Raw genomic sequence first — 15,606 nt, 5'->3', positions numbered from 1 at the left:
AGCGATAGGACGGGCAGGGTAGCCCGCTAGTGTGGTGTTCTAGAAGTTCGCGCAAGAATTGGCGAGTGATTTTTTTGTGGTTCGGCACGCCGATGGGGCAAGGCGCCGCGACGAGTCATAGCAGGGCTATGGCGAGGAGTGGCAACGCAGCTCCGGGCGGTCCGCCGCTGCGGCGAAAAAGCGTCGCCAAATTGTGTGGTTGACTTCTAAAACACCACACTAGTCCACGGGCAATCCGCGCTCCGCGAGCCGCGCCCGCAGCCGCTGCTGGAGGTCCGTCAGGTGCGGCACCGGCAGGCGCAGGCGCCCGGCGATCGGTAGCGCATGACCGAGCAGGTAGCTCACTTCGGTACGCTGGCCGCGCTCCACGTCCTGCAGCATCGAGGATCGGTTGTTGGCCGTGGCGGCGATCACCGACTCGACCTCCTGCTGCAGCCCCTGGGCCGCCGGGGCGAGGCCCATGGCTTCCAGCAGGGCCGCGAGTTCGTTGCAGAGCGCCGCTACCTCCGCTTCGTACTGGCGCAGCTCGCCGTTGCGGCAGCGATGCAGCACGGTCAGCGGATTGATGGCGCAGTTGATCGCCAGCTTGCGCCACAACCGGGCGTCGATATCGTCGGTCCAGCGCACCGGGAAACCGAGGTGCGCGAGGGTATCCAGCCAGGGCGGCGGGGTATGGCTGCCGAGCTGGTCGCCGATCCAGATCTGCCCGGCGCCGGCCGCCACCACGTGGAAGTCGGTCTCGCGAAAGGCCCCCTCGGTGGTGCTGGCTCTCAGGCAGCGCGCCCGCGGGACCCGGGCGGCCACGGCATCCTGACTGCCCAGGCCATTCTGCAGCAGCAGGATCTCGGCCTCCGGTTCCAGCCGCGCGGCAACGCTGGCGATGGCTTCTTCGGCGTCGTAGCTCTTGCAGGCGAGGATCAGGCGGCGGATCGGATTGCCGGCCTCGGGCGTCTCGGCCGGCAGTGGATAGAGGCTGGTGGTGTCGCCTTCGCTGAGTTGCAGGCCGCCGCGGGCGCGATACTGCGCCAGGCGCGTGCGATCACGCAGGATCAGCCGGACCGGTTCGCCACCGCGAAACAGCCGCGCGGCCCAGAGTCCGCCGAGACTGCCAGCGCCCAGCACGTGCCAGCTCACAGCTGTGATTCCAGTGTCGATTCCTTGCGCATGGTCGGATTCCTGAGGAAGAGGGCCAGTCGTTATAATGGTCGGTCAGGCTGCAGCGTCAAGGCTGCCCCACCCCAACCGAGGAGAAAATCCATGCCTTCCTTCGACGTGGTATCGGAGCTGGACAAACACGAAGTCACCAACGCCGTGGACAACGCCATGAAGGAGCTCGAGCGCCGGTACGACCTGCGCGGCAAGGGCAGCTTCGAGGCCAAGGACCTTAGCGTAACCCTGACCGCCGACGCCGATTTCCAGCTCGAACAGATGCTGGAGATCCTCAAGGTCAACCTGGCCAAGCGCAAGATCGACGTCCAGTGCCTGGAGGTCAAGGATGCCTATGCGTCCGGCAAGACCGTCAAGCAGGAGACCACCCTGCGCGAGGGCATCGACAAGGAGCTGGCGAAGAAGATCGTCGCCCTGATCAAGGACAGCAAGATCAAGGTCCAGGCCGCCATCCAGGGCGAGCAGGTGCGCGTCACCGGCAAGAAGCGCGACGAATTGCAGGAGGTCATCGCCCTGCTGCGCGGCCAGTCGCTGGGCATGCCGCTGCAGTTCGACAACTTCCGCGATTGAGTCCGGCTTCGGAACCTCTGGGTCTACCGTCCGTCGCACATAGGGCGCCGCCATTCAGGTCGCGCCCGACTTTTTCTTGTGCGTGGAGAGGTAGACGATGGATTTGAGTGCCCAGACCGATCACCTGCTGACGGCCTTCATGGCCTGGTTACCGGTCATTCTGCAGTATTGCGGCAACGTGGTGCTGGCCCTGATCACCCTGTGGATCGGCTGGTGGGTCATCAATCGCCTGACCGGGCGCCTGGCCGCGCTGTTCACCGCGCGGCACATGGACCAGGCCCTGGAAACCTTCGTGGTGACCCTGGTCAACATCGGTCTCAAGGTCATGCTGGTGATCAGCGTCGCCTCCATGATCGGCATCGCCACCACCTCCTTCGTCGCCGCCCTCGGCGCGGCCAGCCTGGCCATCGGCCTGTCGCTGCAGGGCAGTCTGGCCAACTTCGCCGGCGGGGTGCTGATCCTGCTGTTCCGGCCGTTCAAGATCGGTGACTACATCGAGGCCCAGGGCGTGCAGGGCACCGTGGATTCGATCCAGATCTTCCACACCGTGCTGCGCACCGGCGACAACCGCACCATCACCGTACCCAACGGCAACCTGTCCAACGGCATCATCACCAACCAGTCGCGCCAGCCGACCCGGCAGGTCGTCTTCGACGTCAAGGTCGGCTACGACGCCGATCTGCAGAAGGCCAAGCAGGTGCTGGCCGACCTGGCCAAGGATCCGCGGGTGCTGGAGACCCCGCCGCCCGCCATCGTGGTGGCCGGGCTGGGCGAAACCTTCATTACCGTGTCGCTGCGCTGCTGGACCGCCAACAGTGACTTCTGGGGCACCCAGTTCACCTTCAACGAGCAGATCCGCGATCGGCTGCGCGCCGAGGGCATCGACATCGCGCTGCCCAGCCGGGTTGTCAAGGTGCTCGACGACAAGGGTGATGAGCGCGCCGCAGCGGCGGTGCGCGGCGAAGCCTAGGGCTGGACGGGGCGGCCCAGGGCCGCCTCAGTGGCCGCTGCCGGAGGGACCGCTGGGTATCGCGGTCCGCCGCTGGCGCAGCCAGAGCACCGCGATCAAGAGCAGCGTCGGCACCCCCATCAGCGCGGTCAGCGAGAAGAACGAGCTGTAGCCGACGTGCTCGACCATGGCTCCCGAATAGCCGCCCAGCAGACGCGGCAACAGCAGCATCAGCGAGCTGAGCATGGCGTACTGGGTGGCCGAGAACCTGAGGTTGGTCAGGCTCGACAGGTAGGCGACAAAGGCCGAGGTAGCCATGCCGCCACTGACGTTGTCGGCACAGATGGTGGCGATCAGCAGCGGCACGTTGGCGCCGGTGGAGGCGATCACCACGAACAGCAGGTTGGTCAGCGCCGAAGCGGCGCCGCCGAGGAAGAGGATCGGCAGGATCCCCACCCGGGTGATCAGCACGCCGCCCAGGCCTGCACCGAACAGGGTCATGAACACCCCGAAGATCTTGCTGACCCCGGCGATGGTTTCCTTGCTGTAGCCCACGTCTATATAGAAGACGCTGGCCATCACGCCCATGACCGTGTCAGACAGCCGATAGGTGGAAATCAGGCCGAGCAGTAGCAGCGCCTGCCACTGGTAGCGCTGGATGAATTCGGTGATGGGCGTCAGCACCGGTGCCATCAGCCGGCGCCCCGGCGCGGTGAGGCACAGCCAGACGATGAGGCCGTACATCAGGCCGCGCGGCCAGTAGCCGCCGGCCAGGGCCGACAGGCCTCCGGTGGCAGCCACGATCAGTACGATCAGCAGGATCACCGAGACCATCTGGTGGACGAAGTCGAAGCGCGGTAGCTCTTCGGCACTGGCCGCATCGCGCAGCCGCAAAGGCTCGCGCATGCGGCGCATGAGATCGCTCAGCGGCTTGGAGCAATAGCGACCCCAGGGCGACAGGCAGCCGACGATGAACAGGCTGTAGAGCAGGGCGCGTGGCCAGGCCTGGGCGATGGCGGCATTGATGGCGGCGGGGATGGAGATCAGCATCACCAGCAGCAGGGCGACCGCCACCAGCTGGTGATTGAAGCCGAAGCGCGATTCCGCCATGGCCATGGGCGCCACCGGCTCGGGTTCGCGGATCAGCACACTGGTCACCAGGCCCGGCAGCACCAGCAGGGCGAACAGCATGTAGGTGGTGGCCCAGGCGCTCTGGCTATAGCCCAGACGGGACGAGCCCAGTTCCTCGGCGAGAAACAGCGCGCCGGCGCTGGCCAGCAGGGCGGCGATGCGATAGCCGGTCATGTAGCAGGCGGCGAGCGCAGCCTGGCGATCGTCGTCGGCGATCTCCAGGCGATAGGCGTCCACGGCGATGTCCTGGGTGGCCGAAGCGAAGGCCACCAGCACGGCCAGGGCGATCAGTTGCTCCAGGTGCTGCTGCGGATTGCACAGCGCCATGCCGATCAACCCCAGGCCCACCAGGATCTGCGACAGCACCAGCCAGGAGCGTCTTCGCCCGAGCTTGCCGATCAGGGGCAGCTTCCAGAGGTCCAGCATCGGTGACCAGACCCACTTGAAGGCATAGGCCAGGCCGATCCAGCTGGCGTAGCCAATGGTCTCGCGACTCACGCCCGCTTCGCGTAGCCAGACCGACAGGGTGGAAAACACCAGCATGGCCGGCAGGCCCGCGGCGAAACCCAGCAGCAGGAGGGCCAGGCAGGCCCTGGATTTGTAGGTGGTGACGGCCTCTCGCCAGAAACGTGCAAACATGCCCTTGGGCTCGGAAAAAACGCGCACTCTACTCGACACTCTCAGCTGGATTCCACCGGTACCGACGCATGTCCACCCGGTCCTCGTGCAGCAGCACACCCTCGGCCCGCAACCGCTCGCGTTGCTCCCGGCCAGAGGGGCTGTCGTGGGTCAGGCTCGGCCGGCCATCCGCCGCGATCACCCGATGCCAGGGCAGGGCACTGCCTTCCGGCAGACGCCCCAGCACCCAGCCCACCCAGCGGGCTCCGCGACCGAGTCCGGCGAGTTCCGCCAGCTGGCCATAGCTGACCACCCGCCCTGCGGGAATGGCGGCCAGTGCCAGAAAGACGGCCTGGCGACGGGATTCGAGGGGAGGGGATGCACACATGACGCCCTGCTGCTCCGGGGAGAAGAGTGCCAGTGTGCCGAAAAGTTTGGTTACGGTGGTGCTGAAACGTGTCGAGCTGCCACATTCTCCCAAGACGTCCGACCTTTGGGCAGTATTTCCGGAAACTTGCCTAACTTTTACCCAGGAACGGTTGCGCGGGCCTCTGGCACCCGGATAATCGCGCCCCTCTCGTTTCGTTACCTTTCCACCCAAGTCCACCCAAAGGTGTCCTGGTGCCCATGCGTTTTCGATTGCTCTCCTCGCTCGCGCTGTTGTCACTCGCCTCCTTCGCCCATGCCGACACCGTCTGGCTGAAGAACGGCGACCGCCTGACCGGAACCATCAAGCTGCTGGACAGCAAGAAGCTGCTCCTGCAGACCGAATACGGCGGCAACATTCCCCTGTCCTGGGACAAGATCAAGACCCTGCAGCGTGACAAGCCCGTCATCGTCCAGCGCGGCAAGTACGAACCCGATTTCCCAGTGGAAAGCCTCAAGCCGGCCGACGACGGTCAGGTGGTGGTCAGCACCGCCGACGGCCAGCAGACCGTACCCCTGGCGAGCATTACCCAGATCGTGCCGCCGCGTCCCTTCCTGCGCGACTTCGCCTGGAAGGGCAACATCGACGCCGGCCTCGACTACGTCAGCTCATCCGAGGACAGCGAAAAGTACGACATCGACTTCAAGACCCAGGCTCGGCACGGCATGTGGCGGCACAATGCCAATGGCAGCTACGACCGCTACAAGACCGACGACTCGGTGTCGACCAACAAGTACGACCTGCAGTACGCCCTGGATCGCTTCTTCGACGAGAAATTCTTCTGGCAGGGCCGCGCCGAATACAAGCGCGACTGGATCCAGGCCCTGGCCAAGCAGCGCACCCTGGGTACCGGTCCGGGTTACCAGTTCTGGGATAACGAGCTGGGCTCGTTCTCCCTGACCGGCCTGCTCAACCATAACCGCTATCAATACAAGGATGGCGGCGCCGACCAGTTCCTGTCGGCAAGCATGAAGTGGGACTACAACCGCTATCTGTACGGACAGACCATCCAGTTCTTCACCAACGGTGAACTGGGTCGGCCGCTGGACAACACCGCCAACCTCACCTTCGACGGCGATATCGGTCTGAGATACAAGGTGACCAACTGGGCGTCGCTGAACCTCAAGGCGTCCAAGGAACTGACCAGCGGCGCCGAGGGCAACGTCAACCAGACCGAGTACACCGCCGGTGTCGGCGTGTCCTGGTAACCCGATGTTTCCCTGACCCTCCGCAACCCCCTCAAGGCCGCGACTTTCGCGGCCTTGTCGTTTGTGCCGGGCGCCTGGTGGCGACCTTGAAATCGACTCGACCGCCTCCATCTCAGGTCTTTCAACCGGTTTCCACCGTGAAGGACCTGAGATGCGCGTGACCGCCTTACTCTTCTTGCTGTTCCCCTTTGTGGAACTGGCCGTACTCATCAAGATCGGCAGCGAAATCGGCGTGCTCGCCACCTTCGCTCTGCTGCTGCTGAGCTTCCTGGTCGGCGTCGCCCTGCTGCGCGTCGCCGGCTTCACCACCCTCTGGCGTATCCGCATGCGGCTGGCCCAGGGGCAGATGCCCGAGCAGGAAGTCATCCAGGGCCTGACCCTGGCGATCGCCGGCGCCCTGCTGATCTTCCCGGGCTTCATCAGCGACGTCCTGGCGCTCGTCTGCCTCCTGCCGGTGACCCGCAAGGCCCTGCTGGGTGCGGTGATCGGCCGGGTGACCCGGCGCAATCCCGGTGCCCAGGGCTATCAGCCGGGCACCGGTCAGGGCGCGCCCCATCGCCCCGAGGTGATCGAGGGTGAAGTGGTGCACCGCGACGAGCAAAAACGCTAAAAATTTTGCCCTCTGCCCTTGAAATGCCTGGCGACAACCTCATGTAGCGGACACCGCAAGGTTGTCGCCGCAAGGCGAGCAGGTTTCGCGTCCTGTCATGCACGGGGCGCACCCGGCGCAGCCGGTAAAAACAAACTGCCGATGCAGTCATCGGCGCTGGAAACACTTAGAACTTTGGGAGATACGACAATGGCGCTTCGTCCTCTGCATGATCGCGTTGTGATTCGTCGCAGCGAAGAAGAGACCAAATCCGCTGGTGGCATCGTGCTGCCGGGCTCGGCTGCCGAAAAGCCGAACCGCGGTGAAGTGGTTGCCGTAGGCACTGGACGCGTGCTGGACAACGGCGATGTCCGTGCTCCGGCGGTGAAAGTGGGTGACAAGGTGGTTTTCGGTCCCTATTCCGGCAGCAACGCCATCAAGGTCGATGGCGAGGAACTGCTGGTGATGGCTGAGTCCGAAATCCTGGCCGTCATCGAAGGCTGATCCCCGTTCACTTTTCGAATTTCTTAGAGGAAACAGAACATGGCTGCAAAAGACGTCAAATTCGGTGACTCCGCGCGCAAGAAGCTGCTGACCGGTGTCAACACCCTGGCCGACGCCGTCAAGGCCACCCTGGGCCCGAAAGGCCGTAACGTGGTTCTGGAGCGTAGCTTCGGTGCTCCCCTGATCACCAAGGACGGCGTGTCCGTCGCCAAGGAGATCGAGCTCAAGGATCGCATCGAGAACATCGGCGCCCAGCTGGTGAAAGACGTGGCCTCCAAGGCCAACGACGCTGCCGGTGACGGCACCACCACCGCCACCGTGCTGGCCCAGGCCATCGTCACCGAAGGCCTGAAGTCCGTGGCCGCCGGCCTGAACCCGATGGATCTGAAGCGCGGCATCGACAAGGCCACCGCTGCCGTCGTCGCCGAGCTGAAGAACCTGTCCAAGCCCTGCGCCGACAGCAAGGCCATCGCCCAGGTAGGCACCATCTCCGCCAACTCCGACGAAAGCATCGGCAACATCATCGCCGAAGCCATGGAGAAGGTTGGTAAGGAAGGCGTCATCACCGTCGAAGAAGGCTCGGGCCTGGAAAACGAACTGTCCGTCGTCGAAGGCATGCAGTTCGATCGTGGCTACCTGTCGCCCTACTTCATCAACAAGCCCGACACCATGTCGGCCGAGCTGGACAGCCCGTTGCTGCTGCTGGTCGACAAGAAGATCTCCAACATCCGCGAACTGCTGCCGGTGCTGGAATCCGTTGCCAAGGCCGGTCGTCCGCTGCTGATCGTCGCCGAAGACGTCGAGGGCGAAGCCCTGGCCACCCTGGTGGTCAACAACATGCGCGGTATCGTCAAGGTCGCTGCCGTCAAGGCGCCCGGCTTCGGTGATCGTCGCAAGGCCATGCTGCAGGACATCGCCATCCTGACCGGCGGTACCGTCATCTCCGAAGAAGTCGGCCTGAGCCTGGAAAGCACCACCCTGGAGCACCTGGGTCAAGCCAAGCGTGTGGTCCTGAACAAGGAAAACACCACGGTCATCGACGGCGCTGGCGTCGAAGCCGACATCCAGGCGCGTATCAAGCAGATCCGTGCCCAGGTCGAAGAAACCTCTTCCGACTACGACAAGGAAAAGCTGCAAGAGCGTCTGGCCAAGCTGGCCGGCGGTGTTGCCGTGATCAAGGTTGGCGCTGCCACCGAAGTCGAGATGAAAGAGAAGAAGGCCCGCGTCGAAGACGCCCTGCACGCTACCCGCGCTGCCGTGGAAGAAGGCGTGGTGCCTGGTGGCGGTGTCGCCCTGGTCCGTGCCCTGGAAGCTCTGAAAGACCTGAAAGGCATCAACGAAGAGCAGAACGCCGGTATCAACATCCTGCGTCGCGCCGTCGAAGCGCCCCTGCGCCAGATCGTGGCCAACGCCGGTGACGAAGCCTCCGTCGTGCTGGACAAGGTCAAGCAGGGCAGCGGCAACTACGGCTACAACGCCGCTACCGGCGAATACGGCGACATGCTGGAATTCGGCATCATCGACCCGGCCAAGGTGACCCGCAGCGCGCTGCAGGCCGCTTCCTCCATCGCCGGTCTGCTGATCACCACCGAAGCCATCGTGGCTGAGCTGCCGAAAGACGAATCGGCCCCGGCCATGCCCGACATGGGCGGCATGGGTGGCATGGGCGGCATGATGTAACACCCGCTCCGGCCCCCGGGCCGAGCCCAACCCCGGTGCTCCTCGCGGACACCGGGGTTTTTTATGGCCGGTCGCCGGCCCGCCTGGCGCTGGTCGAGGCCACCATACGCGGTTAGGCTCTGAGTCGAACAGCAAGCGTGCGGGCCCAGACGGTTCGCCAACGAGGTCAGTGACATGCGTATCTTGGTGGTGGAAGACAACAAAGATATTCTCAGCAACCTGCTGGATTACCTCAGCCTCAAGGGCTACAGCGTGGATTGCGCCCAGGATGGGCTGTCGGGGCTGCATCTGGCCGCGACCGAGCACTACGATCTCCTCATCCTCGACATCATGCTGCCCGGCATCGATGGCTACACCCTCTGCCAGCGGCTGCGGCAGGACGCCCGCCGCGACACCCCCGTGATCATGCTTACCGCCCGCGACCAGCTCGATGATCGCCTGGAGGGCTTCCGCTCCGGCGCCGACGACTACCTGGTCAAGCCCTTCGCCCTGTCCGAACTGGCCGCCCGCGTCGAGGCGGTGATGCGCCGGGCCAAGGGGGGCGGGCGCCGTCAGCTGCAGGTCGCCGATCTGAGCTATGACCTGGACACCCTGGAGGTCAGTCGCGCCGGCAAGCCGCTCAAGCTCAATCCCATCGGCCTCAAGATTCTCGCCCTGCTGATGCAGAAATCGCCCCATGTGGTGCGTCGCGAGGTGCTGGAGGAAGCGGTGTGGGGCGAGGACTACCCTGACAGCGACAGTCTGCGCAGCCACGTCCACCAGTTGCGCCAGGTGATCGACAAGCCGTTCGAGCAGCCGCTGCTGCGCACCATCCACGGGGTGGGCTACAAGCTGGTCGAGCAGGATTAGCCATGGAATATCACCTGAGCCTGTCGCGCCGGATCGTCATCGCCTTCGTGCTGATGACCTTTCTGGTCGGTGGCGTGTTTTCCCTGGGTATCGTCGCGGTGGTGCATACCGTCGAGGAGCGGCTGATCTCCACCGACCTGCGCAACGAACTGGAACGCATGGTACAGCGCGACATGAAACGCGGGGGGCAGCCAGTACTGGACCCCGACATGCGCCTGTATTTCGTGCCCCTGGCCAATGTGGCGCAACTGCCCGCCCATCTGCGCGACCTGCCGCCAGGCTTCAGCGAGGTGGAAGAAGACCGGCAGTACTTCTATGCCTATGTGGCCGAGCTGGAGGGTAACCATTTCGTCCTGCTGCAGAACCAGAGCGATTTCGAGTCGCGGGAGCGGCTGCTCTACAAGGTGGTGCTGGTCGGCTTCCTGATCAGCGTGGCCCTGGCCTGGCTGCTGGGCTGGGCCTTGGCGCGGCGGGTGATCGCCCCGGTGGTGCGCCTGGCGCGTCAGGTACGCCGGCGTGACCAGCTGCTCGATGTGACGCCGCCCCTGGCGCCGGACTATGCCAAGGACGAGGTTGGCGAGCTGGCCGGAGCCTTCGACGATGCCCTGGATCGCCTGCGTGCCGCCCTGGCACGCGAGCGGCTGTTCACCAGCGACGTCAGCCACGAGTTGCGTACCCCGCTGATGGTGATCAATTCCTCCTGCGAATTGCTGGAGGCCACGCCGGATCTGCCACCCCGGGCGAAGGGCCCGTTGGAACGCATGACCCGCGCTGCGCGCGAGATGCAGGAACTGGTGCAGACCTTTCTGGCCCTGGCGCGCAACCAGGGCGACAGCGATACCCAGGCGCCGCGTGCCACCCTGGCCGAGGTGGCGCGGCGCCAGACGCAGGAATGGCAGGCGGCGGTGGAGGCCAAGGGCTTGCAATGGCGCCTGAGGGTGGCGCCGGAGGCGGAGCGCTTTCTCTGGCACGAGCCCTTTCTGCGTTCGGTGATGAGCAATCTGTTGCGCAATGCGCTGCACTACACCGACCGCGGCTATATCAGCCTGCAGGTCGGAGCCGCCGGCTTCGTGGTGGAAGACAGCGGTGTCGGCATTCCCGTAGAACAGCGCGAGGCGATGTTCCAGCCCTTTGTCCGCGGTGCCGAGGGCCGCGGCGAGGGGCTGGGGCTGGGCCTGTCGCTGGTCCGGCGGATCTGCCAGCTGCAGGGCTGGAGCGTAGCCCTGGGCGACAGCGCGGCAGGGGGGTGCCGCTTCGATATCGCGCTTGGCAGCGAAAGAGTAGCCGACTAGCGTTACAGAATTTTCACAAAGGCTTGACCGGGGTTTGACAGCGCCTTGGGTAGGGTAGCGACACTTCTCCACTCCCTCAGGAGCCGCCTCCGTGAAAGCGCCCATCGACCTGCCCTTTTCGCAAAAGTACGATGCCGACCACGCCCGCCAGTACTACCTGAAGCATCAGGACGGTCTGGCCCGGCGCCTGTCCAACTGGCGCGACCAGCAACTGGCCCGGCAGGCCTTGAGCATCGCCGGCCAACCCAATCTGGTGCTGGATCTGCCCAGTGGTGCCGGTCGCTTCTGGCCGCTGTTGGCGGAGAAGCGCAATCGCCTGATCATCGGTGCCGATTACTCGGAAGACATGCTGGCCACCGCCCGTGCGCAGCAGCCCGCTGAGGTCGTGGCCCGGGTAAAAACGCTGCAGACGTCGGCTTTCGCTATCGACCTGTCCGACAATTCTGTAGATTGCATTTTCTGTATGCGTTTGTTTCACCACGTGGGCGAATCGGCGGACCGGCTTGCGCTGCTGCAGGAGTTCCACCGGGTGACCCGCGACAGTGTCATCCTGTCGCTGTGGGTGGACGGCAACTTCAAGGCCTGGCGGCGTCAGGCGCTGGAGCGCCGCCGCAAGGCCCAGGGCCGCGACCGTGGCGGCTATCAGAACAGATTCATCGTCGAGCGCAGCCAATTCGAGGCGGAGGTCGCCCAGGCCGGCTTCGTCGTCGACCGCGCCCTGGATTTCCTGCCGGGCTATGCCATGTGGCGGGTCTATGTCCTGCGCAAGGCCAATTGAAAGCTATTCAGAATAAGAGAGGCAGCTGATGGGAGCCGCAACGCAAGGCGAAGAGCGTTTCGATCGCTGGTGGAACACCGCGGGTGACTGGGTGGAAGCCCCCAACGTCCGCCGCGGTGGCGAAAGCGGTGTCCAGCGCCTGCAGCTTCCCGACGGTACCCTGGCCTACGTCAAGCGCCAGGTCGGCCATCTCTATCGCAGCCTGCGTCATCCCCTGGGGCGTCCCACCGCCCTGCGCGAGCGCGATGCGCTGATCGCCTTTCGCGACTTGGGTATCCAGGTTCCCGAATTGCTGTTCTGCGAAGCCCAACGTGCCCAGGGCGGCTGGCGCGCACTCCTGGTGAGCGCTGCCCTGGAAGGCTATCAGGACCTCGATCAGTGGTACGCCGAAGGTGGCGGCCAGCACCTTAGCGAAGCCGAGCACGAGCGTTTCCTGACCACCCTGGGCGAGGTGCTGGCACGCATGCACCGGCACCGCTGGCAGCACGGTTGCCTCTATCCCAAGCACATCTTCGTGGCCGAACGGGTCGGCGCTCAAGGCAAGGAATTCTCCATCGCCCTGCTCGACCTGGAGAAATGTCGGCAGCGCATCGGCATAGATACGGCCGCCCGTCGGGATATGCTGCAATTACGGCGCCATTCGTCGTGGAATGCTGCGCAATGGCGAACTCTCCTCTACGTTTACCAACAGGCGTTGGGACGCAAGATCAGAGGGTTAGAGCCATGACTTCACAAATTACTCGAGGTTTGTTGGTTGCAGCCTTCTGTGGTGTCACCACGCTGGCCTATGCGAGCTGGCTGCGGCCAGCGGCGGTAGTGGTCGGCAGTGAAGGCCTCGAGTATTGCCAGACGCCGGTGGCCCGCAGCCTGACCACCTCCAGCACCGGGAGCCAGGACCTGCTGCTGTTTCTCTTCGGCATGACCCAGACCCACAACCGCTAGCCCCTCGGGCGGTCAAGCGCCTTTCGCTTCCTCGGCAAGTTGGGCATCCTGTCGTCTGACTTCTAGCTGCCGAGCCCCGCCGATGATGGCCGATAGTTTTTCCGAGCAGGCCGTGCAGAGCCTGTTGGACACCGATTTCTACAAGCTCACCATGATGCAGGCCGTCCTGCACAACTATCCCAATGCGGAAGTCGAGTGGGCCTTTCGCTGCCGCAACGACGAAGACCTGCGGCCCTATCACGCGGCCATCCAGGCCGAGATCGATGCCCTCGCCGATGTCGCCATCAGTGACGGTCAGCTGGCCTTTCTCGAACGCATCCCCTTCATCACCCCGGACTTCATCCGCTTCCTGCGACTGTTTCGGTTCAATCCCTCCTATGTGTTCCTGGGCGAGGAAGAAGGGCGCTTCACCCTGACCCTGAAAGGTCCCTGGCTGCATCTGATCCTGTTCGAGGTGCCGATCCTGGCGCTGATCAGCGAAGTGCGCAATCGCCAGCGCCATGCCGATCTGCCGCTGCAGGTGGCCCGAGATCAGCTCTATCGCAAGTTCGACTGGCTGGCACGGGAGGCGGGCGCCGATGAACTGGCCGAGTTCAAGATGGCCGACTTCGGCACCCGGCGGCGCTTCTCCTATGGGGTGCAGGAGATGGTGGTGCGCAGCCTGAGGGACGATTTCCCCGGTCGCTTCGTCGGCACCAGCAACGTGCACCTGGCCTGGAAGCTGGACGTCGCGCCCCTGGGCACCATGGCCCACGAGTGGCTGATGGCGCACCAGCAACTGGGTCCGCGCCTGATCGACAGCCAGATCTCCGCCCTCGACTGCTGGGTGCGCGAGTATCGCGGTCAGCTCGGTATCGCCCTGACCGATACCATCACCATGGATGCCTTCCTGCGCGATTTCGATCTCTACTTCGCCAAGCTGTTCGACGGCCTGCGGCACGACAGCGGCGATCCCCTGCAGTGGGCGGAAAAGGCCATCGCCCATTACCGGCAGCTGGGCATAGATCCCCTGACCAAGACCCTGGTGTTTTCCGATTCGCTCAATCTGGAAAAGGCCCTCGCGCTGTTTCGCGCCCTGCGCGAGCGGATCAACGTGAGCTTCGGCATCGGCACCCATTTCACCTGCGACATCCCCGGGGTGCAGCCGATGAACATGGTGCTCAAGATGAGTCGCTGCAATGGCCAGCCCGTGGCCAAGATTTCCGACGCCCCCGGCAAGGCCCAGGGTGGCGAACCGGACTTCCTGCACTATCTGCGGCACGTCTTCCAGGTCAACGGCGCCTGAACATGGTCAGCTCCCAGAGCCTTCTTATAATCTCGCGAGCTAGAGACAAACAAGGCGAAAAGGCTTGAGGAAGCGGAGTCTACGAGTGGTAAATGAGCATTCCGAAAGCCTTTTCAACGCAGTTTGGCCGACGCGCAGCGGATTATAAACAGGCTCTCAGGACGAACAGCTGATCTCCAGGTGCTTGCCCCAGTCCGGCGGCCGCTGGGCGAAGCGTTCGCGTCCTGGTTGGGCCTCGAAGGGGCGTGACAGCACCTCGTGCAGCAGCCGCACCTCGCTGTAGTCGCCCGCTTCGGCCTGTTCGATGGCCTGCTGGGCCAGGTAGTTACGCAGCACGTACAGCGGGTTGACCGCGTTCATGCGGATGGTACGCGCCGTCGGCGAACCGCCTTCGGCATCCAGGCGGGCACGATAGGCCTGGCTCCAGTCGTCGAAGCCGCGCAGGTCGATGAAGTCCTCGCGCAACCGGGCCAGCGCCGCAGCGGGTTCGCCGTCGCCCAGGTGACGGAAGAACAGGTGATAGTCCACGCCGCCCTGTTGCATAAGGGCCAGCAGGCGCTCGACCAGCTCCTGGTCTTCGTCCCGCGCGTCCTGCAGCCCCAGCCGACGACGCATCAGGTCGAGATAGTGCGCCTGGTACAGCGGTAGGAAGAGGGCGATGCTCTCCTGCAGCGTCTCCACCGCCACCTTGGGCGTCAGGGCCTGGGCCAGGGCCGCCAGGTTCCAGTGGGCGATGGGCACCTGGTTGCTGTAGGAGTAGCGCCCCGTGTGATCGGAGTGGTTGCAGATGAACTGGGCGTCGAAGTCGTCGAGAAAGGCGAAGGGGCCGAAATCGAAGGTGAGACCCAGGATCGAGAAGTTGTCGGTGTTCATCACTCCGTGGCAGAAGCCATAGGCCTGCCAGTGGGCGATCAGCCGGGCGTTGCGTTCGACCACCTCGCGAAACAGTGCCGCCCAGGGATCGGGGCTGGCGAGCAACTCGGGGAAGTGCGCGTTCAGGACGTGTTCGCCCAGCTGCTCCAGCAGTTGATGCTGGCGGGTGTAGTAGAAGTATTCGAAATGGCCGAAGCGCACGTGGCTGGGGGCCATGCGCAGCAGGGTGGCGCCGGTTTCCAGTCGCTCGCGCACCACCTGGGTGGCGGAGCCGATCACGCACAGGGCGCGGGTGGTCGGGATGCCGAGGGCGTGCAAGGCTTCGGAGGCGAGGAATTCACGGATGGAGGAGCGTAGCACGGCGCGCCCGTCGCCCATGCGCGAAAAGGGCGTGAGGCCGGCGCCCTTGAGGTGCAGGTCCCAGTGCTCGCCGCAGTCGTTGACCGCTTCGCCCAGCAGCAGGCCGCGGCCATCGCCGAGGCGAGGGTTGTAGGCGCCGAACTGATGGCCGGAATAGACCATGGCCCGGGGCTCGGCGCTGTCCCAGAGCTGGGCCCCGGCGAACACCTGGGTGAACTCGGGCGTCTCGGCCACCGAGGGGTCCAGATCCAGCAGCGCCAGGGCGGCGGGCGAAGCGACCACCAGCCGCGGATCGTCCAGCGGCCGGGGGTCGATACGGGTGGAAAAGTCATCGCCCAGGCGGGCGAATCTGTTGTCGAAGGTCAGGTCGAGCAGCTGTTTCAT

16 protein-coding genes are annotated in these 15,606 nt (G+C 64.6%); 12 read left to right on the top strand and 4 right to left on the bottom strand.

Features of this window, described 5'->3' with window-relative positions; all coding sequences use genetic code 11:
- Nucleotides 1-219: 219 nt before the first annotated feature.
- Complete coding sequence (locus tag RCF34_RS18985; protein WP_308709574.1) at nucleotides 220-1,134, bottom strand: putative 2-dehydropantoate 2-reductase; 915 nt, start codon at nucleotides 1,132-1,134, stop codon at nucleotides 220-222.
- A gap of 123 nt (nucleotides 1,135-1,257) precedes the next feature.
- Between RCF34_RS18985 and RCF34_RS18980 the strand changes: the two genes are divergently transcribed.
- Both RCF34_RS18980 and RCF34_RS18975 read left to right on the top strand, forming a co-directional pair.
- Nucleotides 1,258-1,737, top strand: a complete 480-nt coding sequence (locus tag RCF34_RS18980; protein WP_308709573.1) for a YajQ family cyclic di-GMP-binding protein — start codon at nucleotides 1,258-1,260, stop codon at nucleotides 1,735-1,737.
- Between the two features lie 97 nt (nucleotides 1,738-1,834).
- Complete coding sequence (locus RCF34_RS18975; protein WP_308709572.1) at nucleotides 1,835-2,707, top strand: mechanosensitive ion channel family protein; 873 nt, start codon at nucleotides 1,835-1,837, stop codon at nucleotides 2,705-2,707.
- A gap of 27 nt (nucleotides 2,708-2,734) precedes the next feature.
- On the opposite strand, the gene RCF34_RS18970 is transcribed toward RCF34_RS18975, so the two are convergent.
- Together RCF34_RS18970 and RCF34_RS18965 are read right to left on the bottom strand one after the other, a co-directional pair.
- Nucleotides 2,735-4,456, bottom strand: coding sequence for an AmpG family muropeptide MFS transporter (locus tag RCF34_RS18970; protein ID WP_308709571.1), 1,722 nt, complete (start codon nucleotides 4,454-4,456; stop codon nucleotides 2,735-2,737).
- A 28-nt stretch (nucleotides 4,457-4,484) separates the two neighbouring features.
- Nucleotides 4,485-4,823, bottom strand: a complete 339-nt coding sequence (locus RCF34_RS18965; protein ID WP_308709570.1) for an MGMT family protein — start codon at nucleotides 4,821-4,823, stop codon at nucleotides 4,485-4,487.
- 239 nt (nucleotides 4,824-5,062) lie between these two features.
- On the opposite strand from RCF34_RS18965, the gene RCF34_RS18960 reads away from it, so the two are divergent.
- The 10 genes from RCF34_RS18960 to pncB all read left to right on the top strand — a co-directional run bounded on the left by RCF34_RS18960 (nucleotide 5,063) and on the right by pncB (nucleotide 13,989).
- Complete coding sequence (locus RCF34_RS18960; protein ID WP_308709569.1) at nucleotides 5,063-6,070, top strand: DUF481 domain-containing protein; 1,008 nt, start codon at nucleotides 5,063-5,065, stop codon at nucleotides 6,068-6,070.
- A 151-nt stretch (nucleotides 6,071-6,221) separates the two neighbouring features.
- Nucleotides 6,222-6,680: an FxsA family protein gene (locus RCF34_RS18955; RefSeq protein ID WP_308709568.1), complete on the top strand. Its 459-nt coding sequence runs from the start codon at nucleotides 6,222-6,224 to the stop codon at nucleotides 6,678-6,680.
- A gap of 189 nt (nucleotides 6,681-6,869) precedes the next feature.
- The gene (locus tag RCF34_RS18950) at nucleotides 6,870-7,163 is read left to right on the top strand and encodes a co-chaperone GroES (RefSeq protein WP_007161933.1); all 294 of its coding nucleotides are present in this window, start codon (nucleotides 6,870-6,872) and stop codon (nucleotides 7,161-7,163) included.
- Between the two features lie 39 nt (nucleotides 7,164-7,202).
- Nucleotides 7,203-8,843, top strand: a complete 1,641-nt coding sequence (groL, locus tag RCF34_RS18945) for a chaperonin GroEL (RefSeq protein ID WP_308709567.1) — start codon at nucleotides 7,203-7,205, stop codon at nucleotides 8,841-8,843.
- Between the two features lie 174 nt (nucleotides 8,844-9,017).
- Entirely contained in the window at nucleotides 9,018-9,692 is a 675-nt protein-coding gene (locus RCF34_RS18940; protein ID WP_308709566.1) for a response regulator transcription factor, read from the top strand.
- 2 nt (nucleotides 9,693-9,694) lie between these two features.
- Complete coding sequence (locus tag RCF34_RS18935; RefSeq protein WP_308709565.1) at nucleotides 9,695-10,984, top strand: HAMP domain-containing sensor histidine kinase; 1,290 nt, start codon at nucleotides 9,695-9,697, stop codon at nucleotides 10,982-10,984.
- A 91-nt stretch (nucleotides 10,985-11,075) separates the two neighbouring features.
- Nucleotides 11,076-11,762, top strand: a complete 687-nt coding sequence (locus tag RCF34_RS18930) for a class I SAM-dependent methyltransferase (protein WP_308709563.1) — start codon at nucleotides 11,076-11,078, stop codon at nucleotides 11,760-11,762.
- 28 nt (nucleotides 11,763-11,790) lie between these two features.
- Nucleotides 11,791-12,489 (top strand): lipopolysaccharide kinase InaA family protein, encoded by a 699-nt coding sequence (locus RCF34_RS18925; protein ID WP_308709561.1) that lies wholly within the window; start codon nucleotides 11,791-11,793, stop codon nucleotides 12,487-12,489.
- Nucleotides 12,490-12,512: 23 nt separating this feature from the next.
- Nucleotides 12,513-12,704 carry a hypothetical protein gene (locus tag RCF34_RS18920; RefSeq protein ID WP_308709560.1) on the top strand — a complete coding sequence of 64 codons (192 nt, stop codon included), beginning with the start codon at nucleotides 12,513-12,515 and terminating at the stop codon, nucleotides 12,702-12,704.
- 82 nt (nucleotides 12,705-12,786) lie between these two features.
- Nucleotides 12,787-13,989, top strand: a complete 1,203-nt coding sequence (pncB, locus tag RCF34_RS18915; protein WP_308709559.1) for a nicotinate phosphoribosyltransferase — start codon at nucleotides 12,787-12,789, stop codon at nucleotides 13,987-13,989.
- Between the two features lie 156 nt (nucleotides 13,990-14,145).
- On the opposite strand, the gene selO is transcribed toward pncB, so the two are convergent.
- The gene (gene selO / locus RCF34_RS18910; protein ID WP_308709558.1) at nucleotides 14,146-15,606 is read right to left on the bottom strand and encodes a protein adenylyltransferase SelO; all 1,461 of its coding nucleotides are present in this window, start codon (nucleotides 15,604-15,606) and stop codon (nucleotides 14,146-14,148) included.

The sequence above is a fragment of the Pseudomonas sp. 102515 genome (assembly GCF_031085165.1).
Taxonomy (GTDB): Bacteria; Pseudomonadota; Gammaproteobacteria; order Pseudomonadales; family Pseudomonadaceae; genus Chryseomonas.
Note: the sequence above shows the minus strand (reverse complement) of the source record. Positions and strands in the feature narration are given on the sequence as shown.